The sequence below is a fragment of the Pedobacter ginsengisoli genome (assembly GCF_002736205.1).
GTDB lineage: Bacteria > Bacteroidota > Bacteroidia > Sphingobacteriales > Sphingobacteriaceae > Pedobacter > Pedobacter ginsengisoli_A.
On the sequence record NZ_CP024091.1, the window covers coordinates 1,277,647 to 1,303,308 of the forward strand.

Genomic DNA, 25,662 nt, shown 5'->3' on the forward strand with positions numbered 1-25,662 from the left:
CTTTTGCTGTCCCGTCATCTCGACCGAAGGAGAGATGACGGGAGTTTTAGTACACCTGCTTTACTTAAAATCGACTTTCTGCGAAAAGGCCTAGGAAATTTTGCCCATTTAGCGAAGCGGGCAAAAGATTCCAGCCTTAGAGTAGAATGGCTATTTTACCCTTTAGAAGGCGTCAGTTTTTTTATCGGCTCCAACACCACTTTTCTAAACTCCACTTCAGAGCCCTCTGCCTGCAAGGCAATATTGCCACTATTAACAGTGCAATTGGTTCCATGGTTTACAAAAACGCCGTTAACCCATACTTTTACCTGATCACCCAGACATTCTATAACCATTTTATTCCACTCGCCTACAGGCTTTTCAACATCCTGCACCAGCCTCTTAATTCTCCTTAACTTATCCCCATTTACACCCCAGTTTTCTTTAGGGCCACGTCTGGTTTCCATATCAGGAACAGTAATGTCTTCCTGAATACACCAGAAATCGCCAGCCATGGTATGTTGCATTTGCACTTCAATAGATTTTGGGAACATATCATAAAGCGCACGTGGGGTAGAAGCGTGCACAAGTACACCGCAGTTGCCAGGTTTGGCGGCAAAGCGATATTGCACTTCCAAACGGTAATTTTTATAAATAGCATCAGTAATCAGGTGACCTCCTGGAGTTCCCAAACTTACCAATAAGCCATTGCGAATTATAAAAGGCATCTGGGCGTTAGAGTCTTTATCCATTTCGGGTACATCTGCATGCCATCCCGTTAGGTCTTTACCGTTAAACAAGCTCTTTGATTGAGCAAATGACGCAGCTGAGCTTAAAATTAAGGACAGCGCGATGAGTGATTTGGTTAGGTTTCTTTTCATGTTTATTGTAATACTAATATAGAAATACTTTTAGCAACTCGCTTTTTTTTCTATTTTGTGTTTTCCAAATAAAATAAAAAGTATGACCATCCTAATCGTCCTATTGTGTATCCTGTTTTTGATCGTTCTGGTATCAGCATTTCGGGTCAATGCGTTTATCGCATTTTTAATAGTATCTATACTTGCCGGTATTTTGCTGGGCATTCCGCTTAACAAGGTTACAGCTTCAGTTGAAAAGGGAATTGGAGATATTTTAGGCTCACTGGTAGTAATTATTACCGTAGGGGCCATGTTAGGTAAACTTGTGGCTCAAAGTGGTGCAGCGCAAAGAATAGCATCATCTATGATGAATTTTTGCGGAGAGAAATATATACAATGGGGAGTGGTTACAACCGGGTTTCTGATAGGTATTCCATTGTTTTACGGGATAGGTTTTGTGTTGATGGTACCCCTTATTTTTTCGATCGTTTACAAGTACAAGCTACCAGTAATTTATATTGGTTTGCCTATGCTGGCCGCTTTATCTGTAACTCACGGATTTTTACCACCGCACCCTTCACCATCAGCTCTGGTTATTCAGTTTAAGGCAAATATGGGTTTAACGCTATTGTATGGACTAATTGTGGCCATCCCTGCCATTATAATTGGAGGTCCATTGTTTTCAAGAACACTTAAAGCGATACCATCAAAGCCCCTTGAATCTTTTGTTCCTGCCGATATGCCGGAAGAAGAATTGCCAGGTACATTTAATAGCTTTTTTACGGCTTTACTGCCTGTGTTACTTTTAATTGGCGCTACAGTATTCACGTTTTCAGAAAATCAGAACCCGGCCGTGTCCAGTTTTTTTGCTTTTGCCGGAAGCCCCACAATAGCCATGCTTGTTGCCTTATTTGTGGCTACGTTTTCTCTCGGAATTTTTCAGGGCAAGAAAATGGGCGATATCATGAATATCTATGGCGAAGCGATTAAAGATGTTGCCATGATATTGTTAATTATCGGTGGATCTGGCGCATTAAAGCAAGTTTTGGTAGATAGCGGGGTAAGCGGACAAATAGCATTGCTTTTAAAAGATATGGACATGCAGCCTTTGTTTTTAGGTTGGTTAATTGCCGCAATTATTCGCTTTTGTGTAGGGTCTGCAACGGTGGCAGGTTTGACAACTGCCGGGATTATTTTACCTTTGATGGTATCATCTAACACAGATCCTAACTTAATGGTTTTGGCAGTTGGTGCAGGCAGTTTAATGTTCTCGCACGTAAACGATTCCGGATTCTGGATGTTTAAAGAGTATTTTAATTTAAGTATGAAGGATACTTTTAAATCGTGGGCCGTAATGGAATCAATAGTAGGGATTGTTGGATTGGTGGGTGTACTTTTATTAAATCAAATTATTTAAATACAGATATGGGAACTTTTAATGCAGATGAGCAGTTTGAAAAATTAGGATTAACATTGCCCCCGGCGCCAACGCCTTTGGGAGTTTATAAACCTTTTTTAATTGATGGTAAGTATCTTTATTTATCAGGTCACGGGCCGGTTAGAGATGATAAAAGCTTAATAATCGGACGCGTGGGAGTTGAATTTGATAAAGAAGAAGGTAAGCTTGCTGCAAGACAAGTGGGGTTAACCATGCTGTCAACTATAAAAACAAATTTAGGTAGTTTAAATCGTGTAAAAAGGGTGATTAAGGTTTTAGGAATGGTAAACTGTACGCCTGATTTTGAAAGACATCCATTTGTAATTAATGGTTGCAGTGAGCTTTTTGCCCAGGTTTGGGGAGAAGAAAATGGCATTGGTACCCGAAGTGCAGTAGGTTTTGGCTCGTTACCAGATAATATCCCTGTTGAGATTGAAGCTTTATTTGAACTTCATGAATAGCGTTAAAAAACTAACAAACCGGTATTGGTTTGAGATTGATAATGTGAGTGAACTTGATTCTCCGGCATTGGCTTTTTATCCTGATCGTATAGCAGAAAATATACGTACACTAAAGGCCAGCATTGATTCAATTAGCAGATTGCGCCCTCATGTAAAGACACATAAGTCGGCAGAGGTTACCTTGCTAATGATAAATGCTGGGATAACCAAGTTCAAATGTGCCACAATTGCCGAGGCAGAGATGCTGGCTGTTTGTGGCGCTGCTGATGTTCTGCTAGCTTATCAGCCTGTTGGCCCGAAAGTGAAAAGGTATATATCGCTTATAAAAACTTTTCAGCAAACGCAGTTTTCATGTTTAGTAGATAATGAACAGTCGCTAAATGAACTTTCAGCAGCTGCTGTTGAATCAGATTTACAGATCAATGTATTTTTGGATTTGAACCTGGGAATGAACAGAACAGGCATTTTACCTAATGAAAAGGCTTTGGCGCTTTATCAGAAAATGAATGTTTCCGAGGGAATAAATGCTATAGGTTTACATGGCTATGATGGCCATATACATGATGTTTCCTTATCTAAACGAAGGGAAAAATGGCAGGTTGGCTGGGATGCTATTAAAAGCTTAAAAGATAGTATTGTGGCTAGTGGTTTGCCCGTTCCCGTTATTGTTGGAGGTGGCACGCCAACCTATCCATTTTATGCAGAGCAACCTGAGGTAGAATGTAGCCCCGGCACATTTATTTTATGGGATAAAGGATATCAGAATTCTTTTGAAGAGCAAGATTATGAAATTGCCGCAGTTCTCATAAGTCGTGTAATCTCTATATTGGATGAGACTAAAATATGCCTGGATTTGGGGCATAAAGCTGTTGCTGCAGAGAATGAGCTTACAAAAAGAGTATCTTTTATAAACGCTCCTGATGCCCGGATAATAAGCCAGAGCGAAGAGCATCTGGTATTGGAAATGGGTAAAGATCATGGCTTTAAAATAGGAGATGTTCTGTATGGCTTGCCCATTCATATTTGTCCAACTGTTGCTTTGTACGATCGAGCAGCAACCGTTATAGGTCATAAAATTAGAGGTGAGTGGGCCATTGTTTCGAGAAATAGAAAGATTAATATATAACCTATGTTTACAATTGATGTGCATTTGGATTTAAGCATGAATGCTTTGGAATGGAATAGAGATTTGACTTTGCCTGTTTCTTCGATCAATGCAAGGGAGGTGGGATTGACCGATAAGCCCGATAGGGCAAAAGCAGTTGTTTCACTTCCTGAACTTAGAAAAGGTAAAATTGGGTTGGTTGTGGCTACTCAGATTGCGCGATTTGTAGCACCGGGAAATACTTTGCCGGGATGGCATTCGCCAGCACAGGCCTGGGCGCAAACACAAGGTCAGCTTGCATGGTACAAAGCTATGGAAGAGGCAGGAGAGATGGTGCAGATTAATGACCTGGCAGGTCTGGAAAAACACCTTGCTTTGTGGGCTGCTGATACCCCTGATACTGAAAAACCAATTGGCTATATATTGAGTCTTGAAGGTGCCGATTCTATTGTAACTATCGGGCATTTAGAAAAAGCTTATCAAAATGGTTTAAGAGCAGTTGGCCCGGCTCATTACGGCCCCGGAAGATATGCCCAGGGTACTGATGCAACAGGATATATGGGGCCTAAAGGCCATGAATTACTTAAGGAAATGGAGCGGTTAAACATTATTTTAGATGCCACACATTTATGTGATGATAGTTTTTGGGAAGCACTTGACCATTTTAATGGGTATGTTTGGGCTTCGCATAACAATTGCAGAACGTTGGTAAATCATAACCGCCAGTTTAGTGATGATCAGATCAAAGCATTAATAGAACGTGGTGCAGTTATTGGCGGCGCTTTGGATGCCTGGATGATGGTGCCCAACTGGGTGCGTGGCAAATCAACCCCTCAGGGTACGAATTGCAGTCTGGATGTGATGATTGATCACATAGATCATATTTGCCAGTTGGCCGGTAACACACTGCATGTTGGAATTGGTTCTGATCTGGATGGTGCATTTGGTAAGGAACAATGTCCTTACGATCTCGAAACTATTGCTGATCTTCAAAAGATACCTGCATTATTTAAGGCCAGAGGGTATTCTGACATAGATGTTGAAAACCTGATGAGCGGAAACTGGTTAAGATTTTTGAGAAAAGCCTGGTAATTAGGCTGTATTAGATAGAAGTCTCATTATCAACATTTAAATCACATTAAAAAGCCTTTTTGATGAAAAAGGTCGTTCAGAGTCGTTTCAAAGTCGGTAAGTAGTCGTCTGAAAGTCGTTATTATTTTAGGGCCCAGTATCCTACTGCAAGCCAAATAAGGCCTTTTACAAGGAAAAACAAAAAGCCCCAAACACCGACTTTTTTCATCCATTTTAGGAATGCAGCTTTTTTTTCTGATGTTGCTTTATTCGTCATAACATTAAAAGGTATCAATTCATAACGCTATTTATCTTCAGGCAAATATACCCTATTTAAAATAATTATAAATTAAATGGAATGTAATTTTAATGTTTGAAAAAAAGCTGTTATAAAAGAATCGCCACCCTGTTTTATTTAGGATGGCGATTGGCTTTAGATGGGAATATTACCCTCTTGGTCTGATTATTCTTTCGATACCGGGGTCTCTTCTTTCCCTTCTGTTTTCATAATGTCTGTTATCGCGTCTTCTATCGTTATCTCTTTCTCTGTAGCGTTTTCCGCCACGGTCATGGTGCCTGTCTTCACGATACCTTTCACTGTAATATCTTTTATTACCTTTCCAGTTATCATGTCGGCCGTATTTAACCCTGTAAACATTATGATTATGGTAAGGTCTTGGTGAATTGATCACATATTTTCTTCCGGAATATAGGTTGTATCCCCTGTATCTATGCGGAAGTGAACGCGAATGAATCCATCTGTTTCCGTTTAAATAAATGAACTGCCTGGTAGGAACATAGTAATAACTCTCTATATCGGGCATGTAATAGTAGTCTACATAATCGTAGCCCCGTGGTCCCCATTGCGGTTGCGAGCCTATGTTTACACTAATGTTTACCTGCGCCTTTGCTGATCCTGTTGCTGCTATTATTGATGCAAATCCGAGCATCGCCAATAAAAATAGTTTTTTCATAGAATTGATTTATTATTTGTGTGTGATATATTGAAACCAAAGTTTGTGCCATAAGTATAATTATGGCTACAAACATGTGTTAATAACGCATAAATGGTTATGTTTGTATCTTAAACATATATTGAATAAAGTTAATTATTGCCTATAAATGAGTACGAAAACTGCAGTTTCTCCATCAGAGTTCGAATTGGTATCTGGTTTAGAAATCCACGTACAATTAAATACACAAACAAAAATATTCTCGTCAGACAGTGCTTCTTTTGGGGCAAAACCTAATGAGCATATTTCGGCTGTTTCTTTGGCATTGCCGGGTGCATTGCCTAAATTAAATAAAGAGGTGGTTGCCAAGGCCATTAGAATGGGACTGGCGCTAAACTGTACCATTAATCAGCTTAATTTTTTTGACAGAAAGAATTATTTCTATGCTGATTTACCTAAAGGTTATCAGATTACTCAGGATAACAAACCTATTTGCCAGAATGGTTATCTGAACGTAACATTAAGTAATGGCGAAGAAAAGCGTATCGGAATTAACAGGATACACCTTGAAGAGGATGCTGGTAAGAGCATGCATGATCAGAATGATCAATACTCTTATGTGGATTTAAACAGGGCAGGGGTTCCATTAATTGAGATTGTTACTGAGCCTGATATCAGAAGTTCAGAAGAAGCATCTGCGCTTTTAACAGAAATGAGAAAACTGGTTCGCCATTTAAACGTGAGCGATGGTAATATGGAAGAAGGAAGTTTGCGCTGTGATGCAAATATTTCCATCCGCGAAGCCGGAACTACAGAATTCGGAACGCGCTGTGAGGTGAAAAACCTAAACTCTATAAGGAATGTTCGCAGGGCTATGGATTTTGAGTTTAACAGGCAAAAGGAGGTGGTTACAACCGGAGGCAGGATTATACAAAGTACATTGAACTTTGATGCTGAAGAGGGTACAACATCGCCAATGCGCAGCAAGGAAGAAGCTAATGATTACAGGTATTTTCCGGACCCTGATTTGCCACCAATACATATTTCTGATGAATGGCTTGCACAGATAAAGGCCTCAATGCCTGAATTGCCGGCAGAGATATCTAAACGATTGGTAAAGGATTATGGAGTTAATACATCTGAGGCAACATTGCTTGCTGAGGATACGGAGTTGCTTGCTTATTTAAATTCGGCATTGCCTGCGGTTAAAAATAAAAAAAGCCTGGTGAACTGGCTTACGGGTTCAGTTAGAGCGTTGTTAAGTGAACAGGAAATATCAATTTCGGAATTTAAAGTTAGCCCGGCGCAGCTTGCAGATGTAATTAACCTGGTTGATGATAAAAAGATTACCCAGCAAATTGCTTTACAGCAGTTATTGCCGTTAATAATTAATACGGAGGGTGCTGATGTAAATAAACTTGCTGCGGATCACAGCTTGTTAATCGAAGAAAATGGTGATGAACTTGCTGGCTTTGTAGATCAGGTTTTATCGAAATATGAAGCGCAGGTGCAGGCTTATAAAAAGGGTAAAAAAGGTGTGCTTGGACTTTTTGTAGGTGAAGTAATGAAACTTGCCAAAGGAAAAGCAGATCCTCAAAAAATTAATGAATTATTACAAGAGAAATTAAAATAGTAAATATTATGATGAAACGTATTGCGTATTTAGTGGTGTTGTGCATAGCTTTTGCTGCATGTAAGGATAAAAGTAAGTTTGTAATTAACGGAGAATTTAAAAATGCTGCTCCAAAAAGCAAAGTTTACTTGTTTGGTTTACAAAAGGATAGTGCATTACCGTTAGATTCAACTGTGTTTTCAGAAAAAGGTGAATTTAAATTTACCCACGCTACACCAGGTGCAGATTTCTTTAGAATTTCGGCAGGTAATAACGAATATATGATTATTGCAAAGAATGGTGATGTAATTAAAATTACTGCTGATTTGGCTGATAAATCGTTAGCCTATACTACATCTGGAGCTGCTGAGGCTGATAAGCTACAGGAACTGAATACAACCAAGCATCAGTATATGACTAAAATAGCGGCAATACAAACTCAATTTGATGAGGCTGTAACGGCTCAGCCAGATAAGAGAGAAGCTATTATGGAGCAAATGAGACCTCAATATACTGCTGAAATTGATGGACTAAATAAGGCGGTGTTGAAATTTGCTCAGGAGAATACTGAATCGTTAGCTGGATTTTATGCCATAAACCTGTTAAATCCTTCGGAATTTGAAAAGGAAATGGTTGACTATTCTGATAAAATTAAAAGTAACTTTAATGACAATGCAGCAGTAACTGAATTTTTAAAGAGAATGGCTAACTTAAAGGCTGTTCAAATTGGCCAGGCTGCTCCGGAATTTACAATTACGGGTATTGATGGAAAACCGGTTAAGTTATCTGATTTTAAAGGAAAATATGTATTGCTTGATTTCTGGGCTTCATGGTGCATGCCATGCAGACAAGAAAACCCAAATGTGGTTAAAGCTTACAATGCTTACAAAGACAAGAATTTTACGATTTTGGGAATCTCGTTAGACAAAGATCCTGCTGCCTGGAAAAAAGCAATTGCCGATGATAAGCTTACCTGGAACCATGCCAGTGAACTAAGTGATTTTGAAGGTTCAACTGTTAGATTGTATCAGATAGAGGCTATTCCAAGCTCATTTATTATAGATCCTAAGGGAACGATTATTGCAAAGAATTTACGTGGAGAAGAGCTTGATGCATTTTTAAATAAAACTTTACGCTAACCCTAAATTCATGTTAATATACATGAAGTAGTTAACAATTTGTTAACATGAGTTTAACGGTATATTATAATTGATTACCTAATTTCGTAACAAATAATTAAAGCTACTATGAGCACCGTAAAACAGAAGATACTTATTGTTGATGACGAACCAGATATTTTAGAGTTAATTGAATATAACTTAAAAAAAGAGGGATATCAGGTATTCTTAGCCAATAATGGTCAGGAAGGCATTACGATTGCGAAGAAGGTTCATCCTGATTTGATTATTCTGGATATCATGATGCCAAAGATGGATGGTATTGAGGCATGCAGGTTAATGAGGGCTATTCCTGAGTTTAAAAATACTTTTATGGTGTTCTTAACCGCACGTAGTGAAGAGTATTCGGAAATTGCCGGGTTTAATGTTGGTGCAGACGATTATATTGCTAAACCTATTAAGCCCCGTGCACTGGTAAGCCGTATTAATGCGATATTAAGAAGAAATGCAAGTGGTGATGAGGTTTCTGATAATAAGGTTGAAATAGGTGATCTGGTAATTGACAGAGAGGCTTATCTTGTTTTTCAGAATGGTAAAAAGGTAATTTTAGCTAAGAAAGAGTTTGAATTACTTTATCTATTAGCCTCTAAACCAGGTAAAGTATATACAAGAGAGTCTATTTTAAAGAATATTTGGGAAGATTCTGTTGTGGTGACCAACCGTACAATTGACGTACATATACGTAAGTTACGTGAGAAGTTGGGTGAAAGTTATGTTGCTACCGTAAAAGGAGTAGGGTATAAATTCGAACTTTCTTAGTACTTTTGCATTCTGGAAGATGATTAGGCTTGTTGCTATTCGTAGTAAACTAGCCTATTGTTATCGTTCCAGCCTGGAATGCACTAGTTACTTCTGAAAAAACACTGAATTGAAATATCCTTCTTTTAAAGACATTATCCTATTCGAAAACGATGATTATATCGTTGTAAACAAGCCACCTTTTGTTGCCTCTTTAGATGAGCGCGGCGGTTCGGGTGAAGTTAATATTCTACGTCTTGCTAAACAGTACAGTCCCGATGCACAGGTGTGCCACCGTTTAGACAAAGAAACATCGGGCGCTATCATTATAGCAAAAACCCCTGAGGCTTACCGTTCTGTTTCCATTCAATTTGAGAAACGTAAAGTAAATAAAGTATATCACGCTATTGTTGATGGTCAGTTTACTTTTAAGGATCTGTTTATTGATCTGCCTATTTTAAATGATGGGAACAAGAGTGTAACAATAGATCGTAAGGAAGGAAAGCGTGCAGAAACTTATTTCAACTCTATTAAAAACTACAGACATTACACTTTAGTGGAATGTAAACCTGTAACAGGTAGAATGCACCAGATCCGTATACATCTGGCTACTCAGCGTGCAGCTATTGTTGGAGATCATATGTATAAGGGTAAACCTGTTTTCCTTTCGGCTATAAAAAAAGGATATAGGATTGCTAAAGACGATGAAGAGCAACCTATAATGAAACGTTTTGCCCTACATGCACGTTATTTGGTATTTAAAGGATTAGATGATAAGGATATTGTTATTGAGGCACCATATCCGAAGGATTTTGCTACCCTTATCAAATTACTGGATAAATTTGACGCTTAAAAAAGGTAAATTATGTATGTACGGCTGGTAAATTATATAGATTCAATTAACCACTACCGGAAAACTAAAATTTCTAACCGTAATTTTTTAGTAATTGCTGCACTAATAGTTGGTATTCTGGCCGGTCTTGCTGCTGCACTTTTAAAAACGCTAACCCATCATATAGAAGATTTCCTGCAAACAGGATTTCATTGGCAGTACAAATACTATCTGTACTTCTTTTTTCCTTTTATAGGTATACTGCTATCAGTTATGTATGTACGCAGGTTCATAAGAAAGGGGAAATTTGAGACGGGATTAACGCCTTTGCTTTATACTATTTCCAAAAAATCGAGTAAGGTTGAACCACATAATATTTATTCGCAAATTATTACTGCGGCTCTAACTGTTGGTTTTGGCGGGTCTACAGGTTTGGAGGCACCAATTGTAACCAGCGGATCAGGCATTGGCTCTGTAGTAGGTAGATTTTTAGGTTTGTCTTACCGTGAAACCACTATGCTGCTGGCATGTGGTGCGGCGGCCGGAATATCAGCTGCTTTTAACAGCCCAATAGCGGGTATTGTATTTGCCATAGAGATACTGTTGCCGGAGTTTACAATTCCGGCTTTTATACCTTTGTTACTTGCATCGGCTACAGCTGCTGTAGTGGCAAGGTTCTTTTTTAATGAACAGCTTTTCTTCCTGGTTACCGAAGGTTGGAAAATGAATGCTTTGGTTTATTATGTACTGCTTGCAGTGCTAATTGGTTTATTCTCTATCTATTTTACTAAGGCTAATTCATTAATTAAATCTTTCTTTTACAAGATTAATCACCCGTATAAGCGTGTAGTTATTGGTGGTTTAATGCTGGGGCTAATGGTATTCCTGTTTCCAACCTTGTATGGAGAGGGCTATGTAACTATTAAAAACCTGCTAGGCGGAAATTATACTAATGTAATGACCAACAGTATATTTGCTGAGTATAGTAGTTTGCCATGGCTGGTGATTTTATTTACGGTAATAACTGTTTTTGCTAAATCATGCGCCACTCTTATTACTTTAGGAGCGGGTGGAAATGGGGGTATTTTTGCGCCAAGTTTGGTTATTGGTGGTTTAATAGGTTTTGTGGTGGCTTTTTCTGCAAATACCTTAGGTATAGCAAACCTGAATGTTGCAAATTTTATTGTAGCAGGCATGGCCGCCTCTTTAAGCGCAATTATGCATGCACCCCTTACCGGGATATTTTTGATTGCTGAGATTACCGGTGGCTACGTTTTAATGGTTCCGTTGATGATTACATCGGCACTTTCTTACCTGATTAATCGCAGTGCAAATAAGTACTCTATTTATACCAAACCTTTGGCAGAGAAAGGCGAGCTTTTGTCGCACGAGGATAAGGATACTACCGTTCTTAATATGATGAAGCTTAGGTATCTGGTTGAACGGGATTATCTTGTTTTAAGTGAAGATGATTTGGTCTCAGCAAGGATGCAGGAGATTTTACATTCGAAAAGGAATTTGTTTCCGGTTGTAAGTAACGACAAGAGTTTTAAAGGGTTGGTATTTGTTGAAGATGTTTTGAAAACGAATAGGGCAGAAGAAGATAACCTTTCTGTAAATGACCTGATGCAGGCCGCTCCTGCTATTGTTGTAATTACTGACCCGCTTAAAAAAGTACTGGGAAAAATGGAAAAGGAAAATGCGTGGTTATTGCCTGTACTGGATGAAAGTGGAGCATATCTTGGTTTTGTTTCTAAAACTGCGATTTTTAATAAGTACAGAGCCTTGTTAAGCAGGCAGGCCGATTATATGGAATAAAAAAGCTCCTGGTTTTGTCAGGAGCTTTTTTTATTATTCTGAGGACCTTTTTAATCCGAATTTCTCAATCTTACTGTATAAATGACTGCGTTGAATATCTATATCATCGGCAGTTTTGGATACGTTCCAATTGTTTTTTTCTAATTTAAACTTGATGAATTCCTTTTCAGCATAGTCTTTGTAATCCTGAAAGTTATTGAACTTATCATAAGCCAATGTTGGAGAGGCTGCATTTGTTGCAGATCCATTTGGCGCACTGCCTGCTGCACCTATGTTTGTTCCTCCGCCAGGATTTGCAAATGCAGTTACATCATGATCAGTGATGGTTTTATCACTTAGGATAATTAATCGTTCAATCATGTTATGTAATTCCCTTACGTTACCTGTCCATGGCAGACCTTGCAACGCTACCATTGCACTATCGCTGATCTTTTTAACAGGCATGCCATATTCTTTACAAATCTCTTCAAGGAAACTTTGTGCAATTTCAGGGATGTCGTCTGTACGTTCACACAAGTGAGGAACATGGATGTTTATTACATTTAAACGATGGTACAAGTCCATACGGAAATTGCCATCTTCTATTTCTTTTAATAGATTTTTATTTGTTGCTGCAAGTACACGAACATTAACCTCAAGCTCTTTTTCACCGCCTACACGGGTAATTTTGTGTTCTTGTAATGCACGTAATACTTTAGCCTGAGCCGAAAGACTCATGTCGCCAATCTCATCTAAAAACAGCGTTCCTCCGTTGGCTAATTCAAATTTACCTATACGTTGCTTTACAGCTGAAGTAAATGAGCCTTTCTCGTGGCCAAATAATTCACTTTCTATAAGTTCTGATGGAATAGCCGCGCAGTTAACCTCGATAAGGGGGCTGTCAGCACGATTAGATTTTTCGTGTAGCCAACGTGCAACCAATTCCTTTCCGCTTCCATTTGCACCTGTTATGAGTACCCTTGCTTCGGTAGGAGCAACACGTTCTATAGTTTCTTTTATTTTGTTGATATTTTCTGAACTACCTAAAATATCTCTGGTTTTACTAACCTTTCTTTTTAAGACTTTGGTTTCAGTAACTAAAGTGCCTCTGTCGAGTGCATTTCTAACTGTTATGAGTAGTCTGTTTAAGTCTGGTGGTTTTGAAATGAAATCAAATGCACCTTTCTTACTGGCTTCTATTGCCGTTTCGACTGTGCCATGTCCTGAAATCATTATGAAAGGAAGATCCGGACTGTAGGCAAGTGCCTGTTCCAGCACCTCCATACCATCCATTCTGTTCATTTTGATATCGCACAATATAAGGTCGTATTTTTTCTTTTTGATGAGTTCTAATCCATCTACACCATTGTCAATATCCTCAACTTCATAATTTTCGTATTCTAAGATCTCACGTAATGTACTTCTTATTGCTCTCTCGTCGTCAATTATTAACAATTTTGCCATAGGTAATGCTAAATCTTCTTGTGTTATCCAGTGCTAATATATTATTTTTCAGTTTAAAATAAACTTTTTTAAAGTTATGAAACTGATACATTGTGTAAAAAACAAAATGCAAGCCTGTAAGCCGGGTTCTGTAACATGAATACTCATGTCTTCTATCATTAATCCAGTATAAATGTTGCCATTTATCTCTAACGACCTACCCACTGACATCGGACGAGCAGCCCTACATGCGTCAGCCTATTTGGTCTTTCAACTCCCGGGGTTTACCAGTTCTCCGATCACCCGGAAAAATCGTGAGCTCTTACCTCACGTTTTCAACCTTACCTGTACTTAAAAAGCCATCGGCGGTATGCTTTCTGCGGCACTTTCCATAATTCGGGTGTTCACCCCCAAACCTCTTCCCGTTAGGAAGCGAGATGCTCTGTGTTGCCCGGACTTTCCTCTCCGATATAATCGCAGCGATAGAACGGCTTGCATTTGCGGCAAAGATACAAAATAAGCAATGTATAAATGAGGGTTCCTTATTTTGTAACGTAAATCTTTTTACTGTTTCCTTTGATTGATTTTATTTTACCGAATAATCTTTGTGCATCAAAGGCGTTAAAATAGGTGATTTTTACATTCCCTATTGATTTTACCTTATCTGCCGGATCGTGAATGTCAAAGACATTGTTGTACTTAATCTGAATAGGGCCTATGGATTTCATTGTCCCCGATTTATCGTGGATATCGAAGGCATTATTGTACTTGATCTGGATGTTGCCAATGGACTTTATTTTTCCTTTGGGATCATGAATGTCAAAATTGTCATTGTAGTCGATTTTGATACCGCCAATCCACTTTACTTTTCCTGATTTATTATCGTCAAAATGGTCGTAGTATTCAATTTTCTGATTAGCAATTAATTTAGAACCTCCGTCATCTGTATATTCCAGGTCACTTGTGTAATCAGGAAGGGCTCCTTCAGCCTCTTCAATGTAAGAAATATCGCCCTGAGAATTTAAACCAATGATGATCGTATTGTTGATATTTAATTCAACAGATCTGATTCCTTTTTCTCTGTCGGAGATTCGGAAATGTGCACTTGTTAAGGTCTGTGATTTGGAAAATAGGCTGTAGCATAGCAGTAGCCCAAGCAGGAATGTGAGTTTGCGTTTCATAATAGTTTTTCATTTGTTGTGTAACCGAAATTACTAAAACTTATCTATTATGGGAGAAGAAAAACGCGAAGCCTTAAAGGTTTATATTGGACATTACAAAATTGGCAACTTTATCACATCTTACCAGATTAAATTCAAAAAGCTGAGCGGTTTTATAATAATCGCTTAGTTCATTTCTGAGCATTTCTTTTGCACGTGTAAGTCTGATTTTTACATTCGATTCTCCTAAATCAAGAACTTCCATTGTTTCATGGGTACTCATTTCTTCAATTTCGCGCATTACAAATACCAGGCGGTATTTCTCCGGAAGGTTGGATACCGCTTTTTCGAGTATAACTTTTAGCTCTTTATTCATGAGATTTTTTAATGGGGTTTCGTGGTGCATTTCATCTTTTTCTGATTCTATTGCCAATTGGTTACGCCTCATGCTTTTCTTTTTATGAAGTAAGCTTTCATTTATAAGTATTCTTGTAAGCCAGGTATTAAAGCTTGACTTGTTTTGGAAGTTTGCAAGTTGCAGGTAGGCGTTAAGGTAGGTTGTTTGGATAATGTCTTCTACCTCGGCATCATCGTTAACAATAGACAAGCTTATCCTGTATAAACGTAAATTGTATTTACGTATCAGGTTTTCATATAAATATTTTTCGCCCTTTACTACTCGCTTTACGATCTCTTCGTCGCTTAAAGTGGAGGTATTTGGATGGCCTAAATGATTCATAAGATCTGCTTGTTAACTGATTGCTATATTAAAGAGTATTGAGATTAAAAAGGGTTACAAAAAACGGAATAAATAGTTTAGTAACCCTTTTTTATGTTTCAAATTATGAGACTAATAAAGATGGTTACTAAATTAATTAAAAGATAATTTAGTAACTTCTTCTATCTGGTATTTTCTTATCCCTTCGGGCATTTCCCATTGTACTATAGCCCCCTGGGTATAGCCAAGAATTGCTACGCCTATTGGAGAAAGGATAGAAAGGGTATTGTTTTTTCTTCGGGCTTTTGCAGGTGCAACCAGCTTGTAAGCAAACTCTTTTCCTGATTCTATTTCTTTAACTTTTACATGGGTATCAACTGTAACCACATCAGCAGGTAAATCATTTCTTAAAACTTGTTTGGCATGTTTCAATTCCAATTCAAGCTTTGCTTCATTATATCTGCTTAATTTTCTTCTTCTTAAATGATCTTTAAGCAGGTCGTAAATTCCGGTTGATAGTATTATAGGTGTATCGTTTATTTTTATCGATTCAGTATTCATATTTTTATGTATTTAGTAAATGACTTAATAATTTGATTTATGAATAGCCCCAGCCACGATTAGTGGACTGAGGCAAGTGCATCGAAGGCTTTATTGTTGTGCAAGTTTGTTAAGCATGCAAATGCACCTGCTGAAAGCAAGATTAAAAGTGGCTTAATAAGTATAACAGCCAATAGCAGAACTATTAGGGTAGACCAAAGGAACAATATATAAATGGCTCTAAAAAAATATTTAGTGCTAATTAATTTCATTTTAGAATAGCAAGTGGTGAAAGGAAAGAATTAAATATTGAGACCCCTGCGCCTAAGAAAAGGGAGGGGCTTATTTAATAAAGTCCTTGCTGCTTTTAAGAAAAGAATCTCCTAAGTTGTACTGTAGGGAAAGAAAGCGTAAAAACATAGTAATAGCAATTTGCAATGATGTTGCAAGCTGATTACTTAACGTTTTATGAAATTTCTTATATAAGTACATTGGGTTCAAAGATAGTCCAAATGCTTTGATTTAAAAATTATACCTGTACAGAATTGCTATTATTGCACTATTATGCCAAATCTAATCTGATTTTTTTTAATCTGCTGGCTTAATTTAATTGATTTATTGTTTCTTTGTTAACTAAGACAAAATCTTTTTAGCCTACCGGTTTTTATGAAGAAAAATACAAAAGCATGTGATTTGCAAAGCTGCTTAATGTGCAGATTGGTTTTAAAGGAATGGAAATTACCTATTGAGACTCATCGGAAGAATTTTCTGGTAAAAAAAGGAGAGGTTATAATTAAAGAAGGGGATACTGTTAATGGTATTTATTTTGTTAATAAGGGCAAGGTTAAAATACATAAAACCTGGGGAGATAAGGAACTGATAATTCGTTTTGCCAGCAATGGTGCAATTATTGGCCATAGAGGTTTAAGTACCAGGAGCGCAGTTTTTCCAATATCTGCTACTGCACTTGAAGCTACATCGGTATGTTTTATTGATCTAGATTTCTTTATGTCGACCCTTAAAATAAACTCAGAGCTTACTTTTCAATTGATGATGTTTTATGCCGATGAGTTACAAGAGTCGGAACGTAGGATGCGGAATCTTGCACATATGTCTGTTAAAGGCCGTTTGGCTTTATCTATAATCCAGCTTAAAGATCAATTTGGAGTAAATGACAGGGGACATATCAATATTACGCTTAGCAGACAGGACCTTGCAGCTTTTACCGGAACAACATACGAAACTGTTTTCAGGATGATGAATGAACTAGTTAAAGAAGATCTGATATCGGTTACCGGAAAAGCAATAAGTGTTAAAGATCCCAGAGGTTTAAAGGCATTAACACTTATTGCATAAACTTTAAAACTTATATCCTAAGCCCACTCCAACGTTCCATTTTCCATCTTTAGTACTTGTTTTTGCCGTATAAAGCATGGGCATTTGTAAAGCAATGTGCTTATAAATTGCGGTTACCCCACAGCCTAGAGAAGGCATAATAATTGCATTTTTAGGTGCATTGCCTGCCGACTTATCTTCTTTAATTTTTAAACTGGGTAATAAGCCAACTAATAAACTGAACGGTTTGCTGGTGAATTTAATGGCTGGCCCTGTGCAGTTTATTGCAGCACCATGATCAATATAGCTTAATACCACAACCCCTTCAAATAGAGTAGGTTTAATTTGACTTGTTTGAGCTTTTCCTTTAAAATTGAGCATGCAGAGTGCCAGTACGCCATAAATGGCAATTTGTAATTGTGCTTTCATGAAATGATAATTTAAATGTGAACTTAATTGCTTGTTTTTGCTCGTAAATAGTTGGCGGTATTGTAATTGGAAAATTTCTCTTTCTCTTTTATTTCAATAGTTTTATAGTTGGATTCTTTAATTATTCTATGCATTGAAAAATGGGTAAGCTCTGAAGTATCGATGATCTTTATAAGAGCTTTTAATGTTTCGGCAGGATAAACTGCACATAGTGGTTCCATAAAACCATCGCATTGGTACAAATAGTAATCAAAATGAGGGTTTATGTAATAGTTCTTCTTTAATTCCTGCAGTGTATCAACATCCATATCTATCATGTCGCAGGCCAGTAGCATTAAGTCATCATCAGGGTAATATTGATGCACACTTAATAAACCTTTAAGTGGCCCTTTAACGTTTATGGTGTCTATTATCAGTTTTTCTGTATTATAAATGTGGTTGTACTTTGGCAACTGAGTCTGGTTAATGGATATTACTACAGGGATATCCAGTTCTGCAAGTTTTGCCTCGGCATGTTGAGCCCAGGTAAGGGAACCAACTGATAAAAGGCCTTTGTCTGATCCCATTCTTTTACTTTCTCCACCGCATAATACTACACCTATCATAATATATCTTCGAATTCGTAAATGTGTTTGTTAACGTCGCCGGTGTCTTTATGGCAATTACAATTGCCTCCCCATTCCTTTGTCCCGTCTGTAAAGAATTCACATTTCCATATTGGGGCCTCGTGTTTAATTCTATCTATTATATAACGGTTAGCTGCGTAGGCTTCGGCTCTGTGTGCAGAAGCTGTAATTACAACAACTGCTGCTTCCATAATCCCGACTTTTCCTGTTCTGTGCTGAGCTACAGCTATATTAAGCCTCCATCTATTTTTTGCATCAATTAAAATGCTTTCGATCATTTTAGAGGCCATGGAAGTGTGAGCTTCATATTCCAGAAAATCGACTGTTTTCCCGACATTATTATCCCTCACATCGCCACTGAACAATACTACAGCTCCGGCAGCCGGATGATGCGCTTTTTGAAGCAATCCTACCAGGTCTAAATCTTTATTTGTTATATAGTCCATATTAACCTCCGCTGCTAGGTGGTATGATAACAATGTTGTCGGTGCCTGTAAGTTCATAATGGTCTGCTACAAACTCATCGTGCACGGCAAAACGACATATTTTAAGTATTTTAGAAGAGGCGGGATTTATGATGGTCAAATGTGCCCTAAGCTCTTCAATTGTTTTTAGCCTCTCGTTAATTTCAAACTCTTTGCTGAAATATTCCTTTAAAATTGCAAAAACCTCGATTCTCATTTTTTATCCTCCTATATGAAGCATGCTTAACTTACTTCCTGTGAATTTTATAGATTGTTTTTGTGCCAGTGCTTCTCTTAATTTGAAATCAAAACCAGCGGTATTTGTATGGGCAATAGAAACCGGATTGTTGTTGCTTAGGCAACCATAGATGTTTCCGTAAGCGTCAAGTCGTAACCGATTACAATCGGCGCAAAAGGGGTGACTTTCATTAGCTATTATTCCAAAATGGTGACCTTCTTCGGTTCTCCAGTAATTGGCCGTTGCACTATCCGATCTGCTTACCGGGCTGAAATTATAATACCTGTTTATAAGAGACAATATGTCTTTTTGTGAGAAAAAATACTCATCAATCTTACCGTGCAAATGGCCCATCGACATGATTTCCAGAAAACGAATTTTAATGTTTTTACTAAAAGCAAACTTTAATAGTGGGATTACCTGGTTGTCGTTCATCCCTTTCATAATCACAGCATTTAATTTTACTTCTATGCCTTCGTTTATTGCGGCTTCAATTCCGCTAAGTGTTTGTTCTAATCCATGTCGTCTACTCATTTTAAAGAAGGTTAAAGGATCAATAGCATCCAATGATACATTAACAGAGCGTAAACCAGCGGCTTTTAAAGCCGGAGCCATTTTTTGAAGCAAAAGTCCGTTGGTAGTTAAATTCAGGTTACCTATTCCAAGGTCCCTTGTTCCTGTAATTAGGGTGGTAAGCTCTTTATAAAGCAATGGCTCGCCTCCTGTAAAACGTATTGTTGTTAGCTCTAACCTTGCATGCAGGCGCTTAATCAGGTTTAGCATTTCATGAACTGAAATTACATTAGACTCATGTTTGGTGTAATTTTCTTTGCTTTCATCGTTACCATAAGTACAATATGTGCAGGCCAGATTGCAGGTGTTTATCAGGCTTATTCTAAGCGTTTTGAAAGTTCTTCCTAAATTATCCCTAAGTGCCGTCATTACATAAAAAATATTAGTTTACATGATGCAATTGCCAGAACTGCAGTTAGCAGGTAGCGTACTGTGATTTGAGGAAAGCGCCAGCTACCCCAGTACGAACCAGTAAAGCCACCTGCCGCAGCCATTAAAAACCATAAAGCCGATGAGGAGGTTATGGTGATTTCGGTGGAGTTGCCAAGCAGTCCGCCAAGAGAATTTAAAACTATAAAAAGTGCTGATGCCGCCGCTGCTTCTTTGGCATTAGCCCATGATAATAAGATGAGAACGGGACTTAGAAATATGCCTCCGCCAATGTTTAGCATTCCGGAAAGAAAACCAATTACTGCCCCAATAATTAATGCAGGAACTACGACAACTTTCTTTTTCTCTTCTTTTACATCAGGGGTAATTCCAAGTAATTTAATTATTGGCAGCACCAATGCCAGTCCTAGCAAAATGTTGTATACGTTTCCATGAATTGGGAATTTGGAACCGATAAAGGCACAGGGGATAGAGGTTATTAAAAAGGTTCTGCATAATTTCCACTTAAAGTATCCTGATCTCCAGAATTGATAAAATGCCATGCCGGCCACAATAATGTTTAAAACAAGAATTAGAGGTTTATAGGTAGTAACCGGAATGGCAAATAGCGAGAGCACAGCTATATAGCCACTTGCACCACCATGACCTACAGAAGAATACAGGAAACCTACTAAAAATAAAGATAATGCTATGCTAATGTCTAATGCCATAATTTTAAACTGTTAATACTGATTCTTTATGAATTGGAATAATATCTGATTTTGGAGCCCCGCACATTGCACAGCTGTAATCTTCTTTTAAATCTGAAAAGCTGGTGCCGGGTAATATCCCATTCGCCTCGTCGCCCCATATTTCATCGTATATGGTTAAGCAATGATTGCACTGGTGAACAATAACATGTTCAACTTCGGTAACCAATTCTGAGTCATAATAATTGTTTGCCGAAGAGATTTCTGATAAAGTTTGGAGCTCATAATAATTGTTGCAGAGCTGCATCAATTCCTGAGCTAATGATGCTCTTAAAATGTTGCTTTTATAAAGTGTAAAATTCTTTGAATTGGGGTTGAAATCTGTAGTATGCAGAATATCGAATTTACATTCCTCTTCTTCATTGCTATTGGTGCATTTTCTGATAATTACCGATCCAAAAAGACCACTTTTAGGATTCGTTTTAACCGCAAAACAAAGTTTGAAGGTTCTTAAATCTACCTTGTTAAACTCAGTAATGAGCTCGCGTTTAAGGTTAAGTCCATATTCGCACAGATCCTCGCTTTGCCAATTTAGCTCGTTGGAAGCATGACGTACATTTATGCGGTTCTTATCCAGTACGGCATTCCATAGTTTTTTGTCGTCTGTTTCTACGCCTTTAATGATAATTGATTTCCAAGGAGTAGTATACAGCTGGCCTATGCGTGTTTTTGCACAGATTGCGCAAAGGTCTTTAAGAAATGATACCGGAAATAATTCATTTCTACGGTAAATTCCCAGCCAATATTTGTCATTGTATTTATTGAAGCCCTCGTAGTAAGGTAATTGAAAATCAGGTAGTTTTAGCGGAGCGGAGAGTGGTTGGTATAAAATGCTTCCTTTTAATTTTACTTCATTTTCCAGTAGTTGTCCATCAATACTTACCTGATCATAAAACAAGTTTTTATTGTTAAATATTGCATCTTCAACAAGTTTACTAAGGGTGCCAATATCTTCAGAGTAAATTAAGGACGACCAGCAATAAATGATGTTAGTTCTTGGAAAGCGAATGTATAAATACCAATAGTTGCCAATCTCTGATGAGATAAAGTTTAGATTTCCGGTGAAAAATGGAATTAAGGTTTGACTGTTGTCTGCCAGGTTGATTTTTAGTCTTGGTGTATAATTAAAAGAATCCAAAATGTCTCTGTAAACTCCTTCGCGAAGCCAATTTGAATTGTTAAATATATCTTCTGTTACATAAGAGCTAATGATGTTTGGCTGTTTATCAGTGTCAATTTCAAACTCAGTATCTGATATAAAGAACCCATGTTCTATATCTTCCAGTTTATCCTCATCAGCAGAAAAATAAAGCTGCTGTCTGGTGCCGAATCTTACGTTTTCAATCCCTGATTCTTCAAGAATATTAAGGATCTGTAAAAGATCACCAACAGAGACAATGCCACCGGGCAGGTTCACTTTAACTTGATGTTTTTTTATTTCCTTGTTTTCCATATCAGTTCTATTTTTCTAAAACCTCTTCTTTTAATGCTTCCTGAAGTATAAGCTTAACCTCAGGTTTGCATGAGCCGCATCCCATTCCTGCGCCTGTTGATTCGCATAATTTCTTAAAATCGGAACAGCCTGAGGTTATTTTATTGAGGATATTTCCTGCGCCAACATTATTGCAGCTGCATACCAGTTTGCCTGATACAGGCTCGTTTTTTTTTGCCGCTTCTAAGCAACTGTAACCTTTTATCGCTTAGCTCTATTTTATTGGCTATTAGTTCCCTAAATTCAAGAAACTCAGTTTTATCCCCGATAAGGATTGTTCCAACAAGTCTGTCCTGATGGATAATACATTTTTTATAATAGCGCTTTGCCTTATCTATAAAAACAATCTCTTCGTAGTTTTTATCATCCGGGCATTCCGATAGTCCGATGCTGCATAGATCAAATCCATGGATTTTTATGATGTTCATGAACAGACTACCTTTGTAATAGCTGCTAATGTCTCCATTGTGAAATTTAGCTACCACTTCGGCCTGCTGTTCCGCCGCTGCGGTTATTCCGTATAGTGTTCCTTCAAATTCGGCAATTTCGCCTATTGCGTAAATGGAAGGATCGTTAGTTTGTAAGCGCTCATTTACAAGTACGCCGCGCTTACATTCCAGTCCTATTTCTTTAGCCAGTTCAATATTAGGAGTGGTGCCAATAGCTAATATAATTGCATCGCAATTAATTCTGCGTCCGCTTTTTAGTTCTATACCGGTAAGCTTAGAGCGGCCATAGTAAAGCTGTACTTCATCATTATAATAAATATCACAGCCCTGATCTACCATTTCATCATGAAGCATCTGGCTTCCCAAAGGATCAAGTTGTCGGTTTAGAAATCTGGATACCCTATGAATGATGGTTATTTTTACCCCAATTTCTCGTAATGAAGCGGCCATTTCCAGACCAAGTAAACCACCACCTACAACAACTACATGAGCGTTTTTAGGGATATGTTTTTTGAAATTATCTGCATCTGTCCGGCTCCTCATAGTAAATATGCCGGGTAATGAAGGCGCATTTTTAGGAAGGGTAGAGCGGCTTCCGGTAGCCATTACCAACACATCGTACGAAGTTTTTTTACCTGTTGAGTCTGTTACGTATTTCTGTTCTCTATTAACTTTCTCTACACTTACACCCCTTAACAGCTTTATATTATACTCAGGCTCTTCATCGTCTTTCATTTTTACCAGCTGTTCCCACTTTTGCTCTCCGCTTATGTAGTCTGGCAGCATTACGCGATTGTAAAACGGAAAATTCTCTTTACTGAAGATTGTGATTTGATCGTCCTTATTAATTTCTCTATAAGATTTGACAAAGCCATATGCGCCGGCTCCTGCACCAATAATCACTATTTTTTGGAAATCCTTTTTGAACTTTTCAATGCTTACAGCACAATATTTAAAATCAGGTTCTTTTGATATTGGGTCTAAAATGGTGCTGGTAATATTGTTGGCCCGGTTTAAGTCGCTGCCCAATATTTTTCCCCAGTGCATAGGCAGAAATACCACGCCTTGCTTTATAGAAGCTGATAGTCTGGCTTTTACCTGCACTTCACCTCTTCTGGATCGGACTACTATAACCTGATTGTCTTCTATAGATAAGAACGCTGCATCGGCAGGGTTGATTTCCATAAAGGCATCTTTAATATGCTGTTTAAGCTTACTTACTTTGCCTGTTTTAGACATAGTGTGCCACTGGTCCCGAATCCTGCCTGTGGTTAATATAAATGGAAAATCCTCATCAGGAAGTTCGCTCTTTATTTCATCTGAAGGGCTATGTATAATTGCTCTCTTTGAGCTGGTATGGAATAAATGATTTGTAAACAGTCGTTTTGTGCCACTTTCAGTTCTTTTGTTAAAAGGCCATTGCAGGGTATGACTTTTGTCAATTTGTTTATAATCTAGCCCGTGTATGTTAATACTGGTTCTGTAGGTGAGTTTAGCATGTTCTTTATAAATATCCTCCATGCTGTTATACTCAAAACCCTTGTAGCCCATTTTTTTGGCAAAACGGCAAATGATTTCGGCATCCGGAAGGGCTTCGCCGGGTGCCTCAATAACCTTGTTCAGGTGGCTAATCCTTCTTTCAGAATTGGTCATTGTACCTTCTTTTTCAGTCCAGGCTGCTGCGGGTAAAATAACATCAGCATAGGCAAGTGTCTCTGCCTTATCAGTAATTTCCTGTACAACAACGAATTTTGCTCTTTTTAACGCTTCTTCAGCAAACCGGGCATTAGGCAGGCTTGTTAAGGGGTTTGTACAAAGTATCCATATTGCTTTAAGTCGTCCATCATGCAGCGCTTCGAACATTTCGGTAGCCGTAAGTCCTGTTTTGCCGGAAATTGTAGTGCCACCCCAGAATTTTTGTATTTCCTGACGATGTGCTTCATTGGATAAATCACGATGTGCCGGAAGAAGATTTGCAAGGCCGCCCACCTCACGGCCACCCATGGCATTGGGCTGTCCGGTAAGTGAGAAGGGGCCTGAACCAGGCTTTCCAATATGGCCTGTAATTAGATTTAAGTTAATCAGGCTCAGATTTTTGTTTACACCAATAGAACTTTGGTTAAGTCCCATTGTCCACATGGTTAAAAAGCCTTTGGCATCACCAATATATGTTGCCGCAAGTAGTATTTCAGATACGGTAACTCCACATATTTTGGCTGATTCTGACAAGGTTCTTTCAAATACCCTTTGTTTATAATCTGCAAAGCCTTCTGTGTGGTTATTTATGAAATCAATATCAACATTTCCTGTTTCAATAAGAGCTCGTCCTATTGCATGGTTTAGTGTTACATCAGTTCCCGGATTGATTTGCAGGTGAAGATCTGCAAGGCTGCAAGAGTCTGTAATTCTAGGATCAGCAATAATAATTTTAACGTTAGGATTTGCAGCTTTATGGGCCTCAACTCTGCGCCAAAGTATTGGATGGCACCACGCAGGGTTGGCACCGGTAATAAAAAGGCAATCTGCAAGTTCAATGTCATCATAACAAATAGGGACACTATCTTCGCCCAAAGCCATTTTATAAGCAGTAACCGCACTGCTCATACAAAGGCGGGAATTGGTATCGATATTGTTGCTGCCTATAAAGCCTTTAATTAATTTATTGATAACATAGTATTCTTCAGTAAGGCATTGTCCGGATGCGTAAAAAGCAACAGAGTCTGGTCCGTATTTATCAATAAACGTTTTAAAAACAGCTGCCGTCCGGTTTAAGGCATCGTCCCAGCTTACCTTTTGCATCGGCATGTTTTTATTATACCTCATTTGAGGGTAAAGCAGGCGATCGCTTTTGTCGTTTACTGTATATTGGAGATTAAGGCCCTTGCTGCAAAGCATACCATGGTTTACAGGATGGTCCTTGTCGCCCTGCACTGTAATGGTTTTGTTTTTTTCTAAAGTAATGTTTACGCCACAGCCAACGCCACAATAGCAACAGGTACTTTTAAAAATCTTGTTCTTATCTCCAGACATAC

25 protein-coding genes and 1 other RNA gene are annotated in these 25,662 nt (G+C 38.2%); 10 read left to right on the plus strand and 16 right to left on the minus strand.

The genetic code is table 11. From position 1 onward, the window contains the following. Positions 1 to 155: 155 nt before the first annotated feature. Positions 156 to 860, minus strand: a complete 705-nt coding sequence (locus tag CPT03_RS05190) for a DUF1080 domain-containing protein (RefSeq protein ID WP_099437845.1) — start codon at positions 858 to 860, stop codon at positions 156 to 158. 82 nt (positions 861 to 942) lie between these two features. Between CPT03_RS05190 and CPT03_RS05195 the strand changes: the two genes are divergently transcribed. The 4 genes from CPT03_RS05195 to CPT03_RS05210 are packed head-to-tail and all read left to right on the plus strand — an operon-like array spanning position 943 to position 4,935. Then, positions 943 to 2,256 carry a gluconate:H+ symporter gene (locus CPT03_RS05195; protein ID WP_099437846.1) on the plus strand — a complete coding sequence of 438 codons (1,314 nt, stop codon included), beginning with the start codon at positions 943 to 945 and terminating at the stop codon, positions 2,254 to 2,256. Between the two features lie 8 nt (positions 2,257 to 2,264). After that, positions 2,265 to 2,738: a RidA family protein gene (locus tag CPT03_RS05200; RefSeq protein ID WP_048906113.1), complete on the plus strand. Its 474-nt coding sequence runs from the start codon at positions 2,265 to 2,267 to the stop codon at positions 2,736 to 2,738. Then, the gene (locus tag CPT03_RS05205; RefSeq protein ID WP_099437847.1) at positions 2,731 to 3,864 is read left to right on the plus strand and encodes a D-TA family PLP-dependent enzyme; all 1,134 of its coding nucleotides are present in this window, start codon (positions 2,731 to 2,733) and stop codon (positions 3,862 to 3,864) included. The genes CPT03_RS05200 and CPT03_RS05205 overlap by 8 nt, the downstream gene beginning before the upstream one ends. A 3-nt stretch (positions 3,865 to 3,867) precedes the next feature. Then, positions 3,868 to 4,935: a dipeptidase gene (locus CPT03_RS05210; RefSeq protein ID WP_099437848.1), complete on the plus strand. Its 1,068-nt coding sequence runs from the start codon at positions 3,868 to 3,870 to the stop codon at positions 4,933 to 4,935. 425 nt (positions 4,936 to 5,360) lie between these two features. Here CPT03_RS05210 and CPT03_RS05220 read toward each other — a convergent pair whose 3' ends face one another. Continuing rightward, on the minus strand, positions 5,361 to 5,888 hold the full coding sequence (locus tag CPT03_RS05220; RefSeq protein WP_157766360.1) for a hypothetical protein: 528 nt from the start codon (positions 5,886 to 5,888) through the stop codon (positions 5,361 to 5,363). Positions 5,889 to 6,036: 148 nt separating this feature from the next. Between CPT03_RS05220 and gatB the strand changes: the two genes are divergently transcribed. From gatB to CPT03_RS05245, 5 genes are all read left to right on the plus strand, one after another. Next, positions 6,037 to 7,500, plus strand: coding sequence for an Asp-tRNA(Asn)/Glu-tRNA(Gln) amidotransferase subunit GatB (gene gatB / locus CPT03_RS05225; protein ID WP_099437851.1), 1,464 nt, complete (start codon positions 6,037 to 6,039; stop codon positions 7,498 to 7,500). A gap of 8 nt (positions 7,501 to 7,508) precedes the next feature. Further along, positions 7,509 to 8,618, plus strand: coding sequence for a TlpA disulfide reductase family protein (locus tag CPT03_RS05230; RefSeq protein WP_099437852.1), 1,110 nt, complete (start codon positions 7,509 to 7,511; stop codon positions 8,616 to 8,618). Between the two features lie 108 nt (positions 8,619 to 8,726). Beyond that, positions 8,727 to 9,416, plus strand: a complete 690-nt coding sequence (locus tag CPT03_RS05235) for a response regulator transcription factor (RefSeq protein ID WP_099437853.1) — start codon at positions 8,727 to 8,729, stop codon at positions 9,414 to 9,416. Between the two features lie 109 nt (positions 9,417 to 9,525). Further along, positions 9,526 to 10,248, plus strand: a complete 723-nt coding sequence (locus tag CPT03_RS05240; RefSeq protein ID WP_099437854.1) for an RluA family pseudouridine synthase — start codon at positions 9,526 to 9,528, stop codon at positions 10,246 to 10,248. Positions 10,249 to 10,260: 12 nt separating this feature from the next. Beyond that, a complete protein-coding gene (locus CPT03_RS05245) occupies positions 10,261 to 12,045 on the plus strand; it encodes a chloride channel protein (RefSeq protein ID WP_099437855.1) in 1,785 nt (594 codons plus the stop codon). Positions 12,046 to 12,078: 33 nt separating this feature from the next. Here CPT03_RS05245 and CPT03_RS05250 read toward each other — a convergent pair whose 3' ends face one another. The 5 genes from CPT03_RS05250 to CPT03_RS05270 form a co-directional block, all read right to left on the minus strand. After that, a complete protein-coding gene (locus CPT03_RS05250; RefSeq protein WP_099437856.1) occupies positions 12,079 to 13,488 on the minus strand; it encodes a sigma-54-dependent transcriptional regulator in 1,410 nt (469 codons plus the stop codon). A 101-nt stretch (positions 13,489 to 13,589) separates the two neighbouring features. Then, positions 13,590 to 13,966: RNase P RNA component class A (gene rnpB / locus CPT03_RS05255), an RNA gene on the minus strand. 43 nt (positions 13,967 to 14,009) lie between these two features. Beyond that, the gene (locus CPT03_RS05260; protein ID WP_099437857.1) at positions 14,010 to 14,648 is read right to left on the minus strand and encodes a hypothetical protein; all 639 of its coding nucleotides are present in this window, start codon (positions 14,646 to 14,648) and stop codon (positions 14,010 to 14,012) included. Between the two features lie 73 nt (positions 14,649 to 14,721). Beyond that, complete coding sequence (locus CPT03_RS05265; protein WP_099437858.1) at positions 14,722 to 15,366, minus strand: RNA polymerase sigma factor; 645 nt, start codon at positions 15,364 to 15,366, stop codon at positions 14,722 to 14,724. A 132-nt stretch (positions 15,367 to 15,498) separates the two neighbouring features. Continuing rightward, positions 15,499 to 15,906, minus strand: a complete 408-nt coding sequence (locus tag CPT03_RS05270; RefSeq protein WP_099437859.1) for a GreA/GreB family elongation factor — start codon at positions 15,904 to 15,906, stop codon at positions 15,499 to 15,501. Positions 15,907 to 16,551: 645 nt separating this feature from the next. Between CPT03_RS05270 and CPT03_RS05275 the strand changes: the two genes are divergently transcribed. Next, a complete protein-coding gene (locus tag CPT03_RS05275; protein WP_099437860.1) occupies positions 16,552 to 17,241 on the plus strand; it encodes a Crp/Fnr family transcriptional regulator in 690 nt (229 codons plus the stop codon). A 3-nt stretch (positions 17,242 to 17,244) separates the two neighbouring features. Here CPT03_RS05275 and CPT03_RS05280 read toward each other — a convergent pair whose 3' ends face one another. From CPT03_RS05280 to CPT03_RS05315, 9 genes are read right to left on the minus strand one after another with little or no spacing between them, the layout of a single operon-like run. Then, positions 17,245 to 17,649, minus strand: coding sequence for a hypothetical protein (locus tag CPT03_RS05280; RefSeq protein WP_245869980.1), 405 nt, complete (start codon positions 17,647 to 17,649; stop codon positions 17,245 to 17,247). A gap of 23 nt (positions 17,650 to 17,672) precedes the next feature. Continuing rightward, the gene (locus CPT03_RS05285) at positions 17,673 to 18,254 is read right to left on the minus strand and encodes a molybdenum cofactor guanylyltransferase (RefSeq protein ID WP_099437861.1); all 582 of its coding nucleotides are present in this window, start codon (positions 18,252 to 18,254) and stop codon (positions 17,673 to 17,675) included. Then, entirely contained in the window at positions 18,251 to 18,721 is a 471-nt protein-coding gene (locus CPT03_RS05290; protein ID WP_099437862.1) for a molybdenum cofactor biosynthesis protein MoaE, read from the minus strand. Before CPT03_RS05290 ends, CPT03_RS05285 begins: the two co-directional genes overlap by 4 nt. Position 18,722: 1 nt before the next feature. Continuing rightward, the gene (locus CPT03_RS05295; RefSeq protein WP_099437863.1) at positions 18,723 to 18,956 is read right to left on the minus strand and encodes a MoaD/ThiS family protein; all 234 of its coding nucleotides are present in this window, start codon (positions 18,954 to 18,956) and stop codon (positions 18,723 to 18,725) included. 3 nt (positions 18,957 to 18,959) lie between these two features. Further along, a complete protein-coding gene (locus CPT03_RS05300; protein WP_099437864.1) occupies positions 18,960 to 19,919 on the minus strand; it encodes a GTP 3',8-cyclase MoaA in 960 nt (319 codons plus the stop codon). Continuing rightward, entirely contained in the window at positions 19,919 to 20,650 is a 732-nt protein-coding gene (locus tag CPT03_RS05305) for a sulfite exporter TauE/SafE family protein (RefSeq protein ID WP_099437865.1), read from the minus strand. Before CPT03_RS05305 ends, CPT03_RS05300 begins: the two co-directional genes overlap by 1 nt. A 4-nt stretch (positions 20,651 to 20,654) precedes the next feature. Beyond that, positions 20,655 to 22,142 carry a rubredoxin domain-containing protein gene (locus CPT03_RS05310; protein WP_099437866.1) on the minus strand — a complete coding sequence of 496 codons (1,488 nt, stop codon included), beginning with the start codon at positions 22,140 to 22,142 and terminating at the stop codon, positions 20,655 to 20,657. 7 nt (positions 22,143 to 22,149) lie between these two features. Further along, entirely contained in the window at positions 22,150 to 22,386 is a 237-nt protein-coding gene (locus CPT03_RS23285; RefSeq protein ID WP_317044345.1) for a bacterioferritin-associated ferredoxin, read from the minus strand. Beyond that, positions 22,310 to 25,660 carry a nitrate reductase gene (locus CPT03_RS05315; RefSeq protein ID WP_245869981.1) on the minus strand — a complete coding sequence of 1,117 codons (3,351 nt, stop codon included), beginning with the start codon at positions 25,658 to 25,660 and terminating at the stop codon, positions 22,310 to 22,312. The genes CPT03_RS23285 and CPT03_RS05315 overlap by 77 nt, the downstream gene beginning before the upstream one ends. Between the last annotated feature and the right edge of the window lie 2 nt (positions 25,661 to 25,662).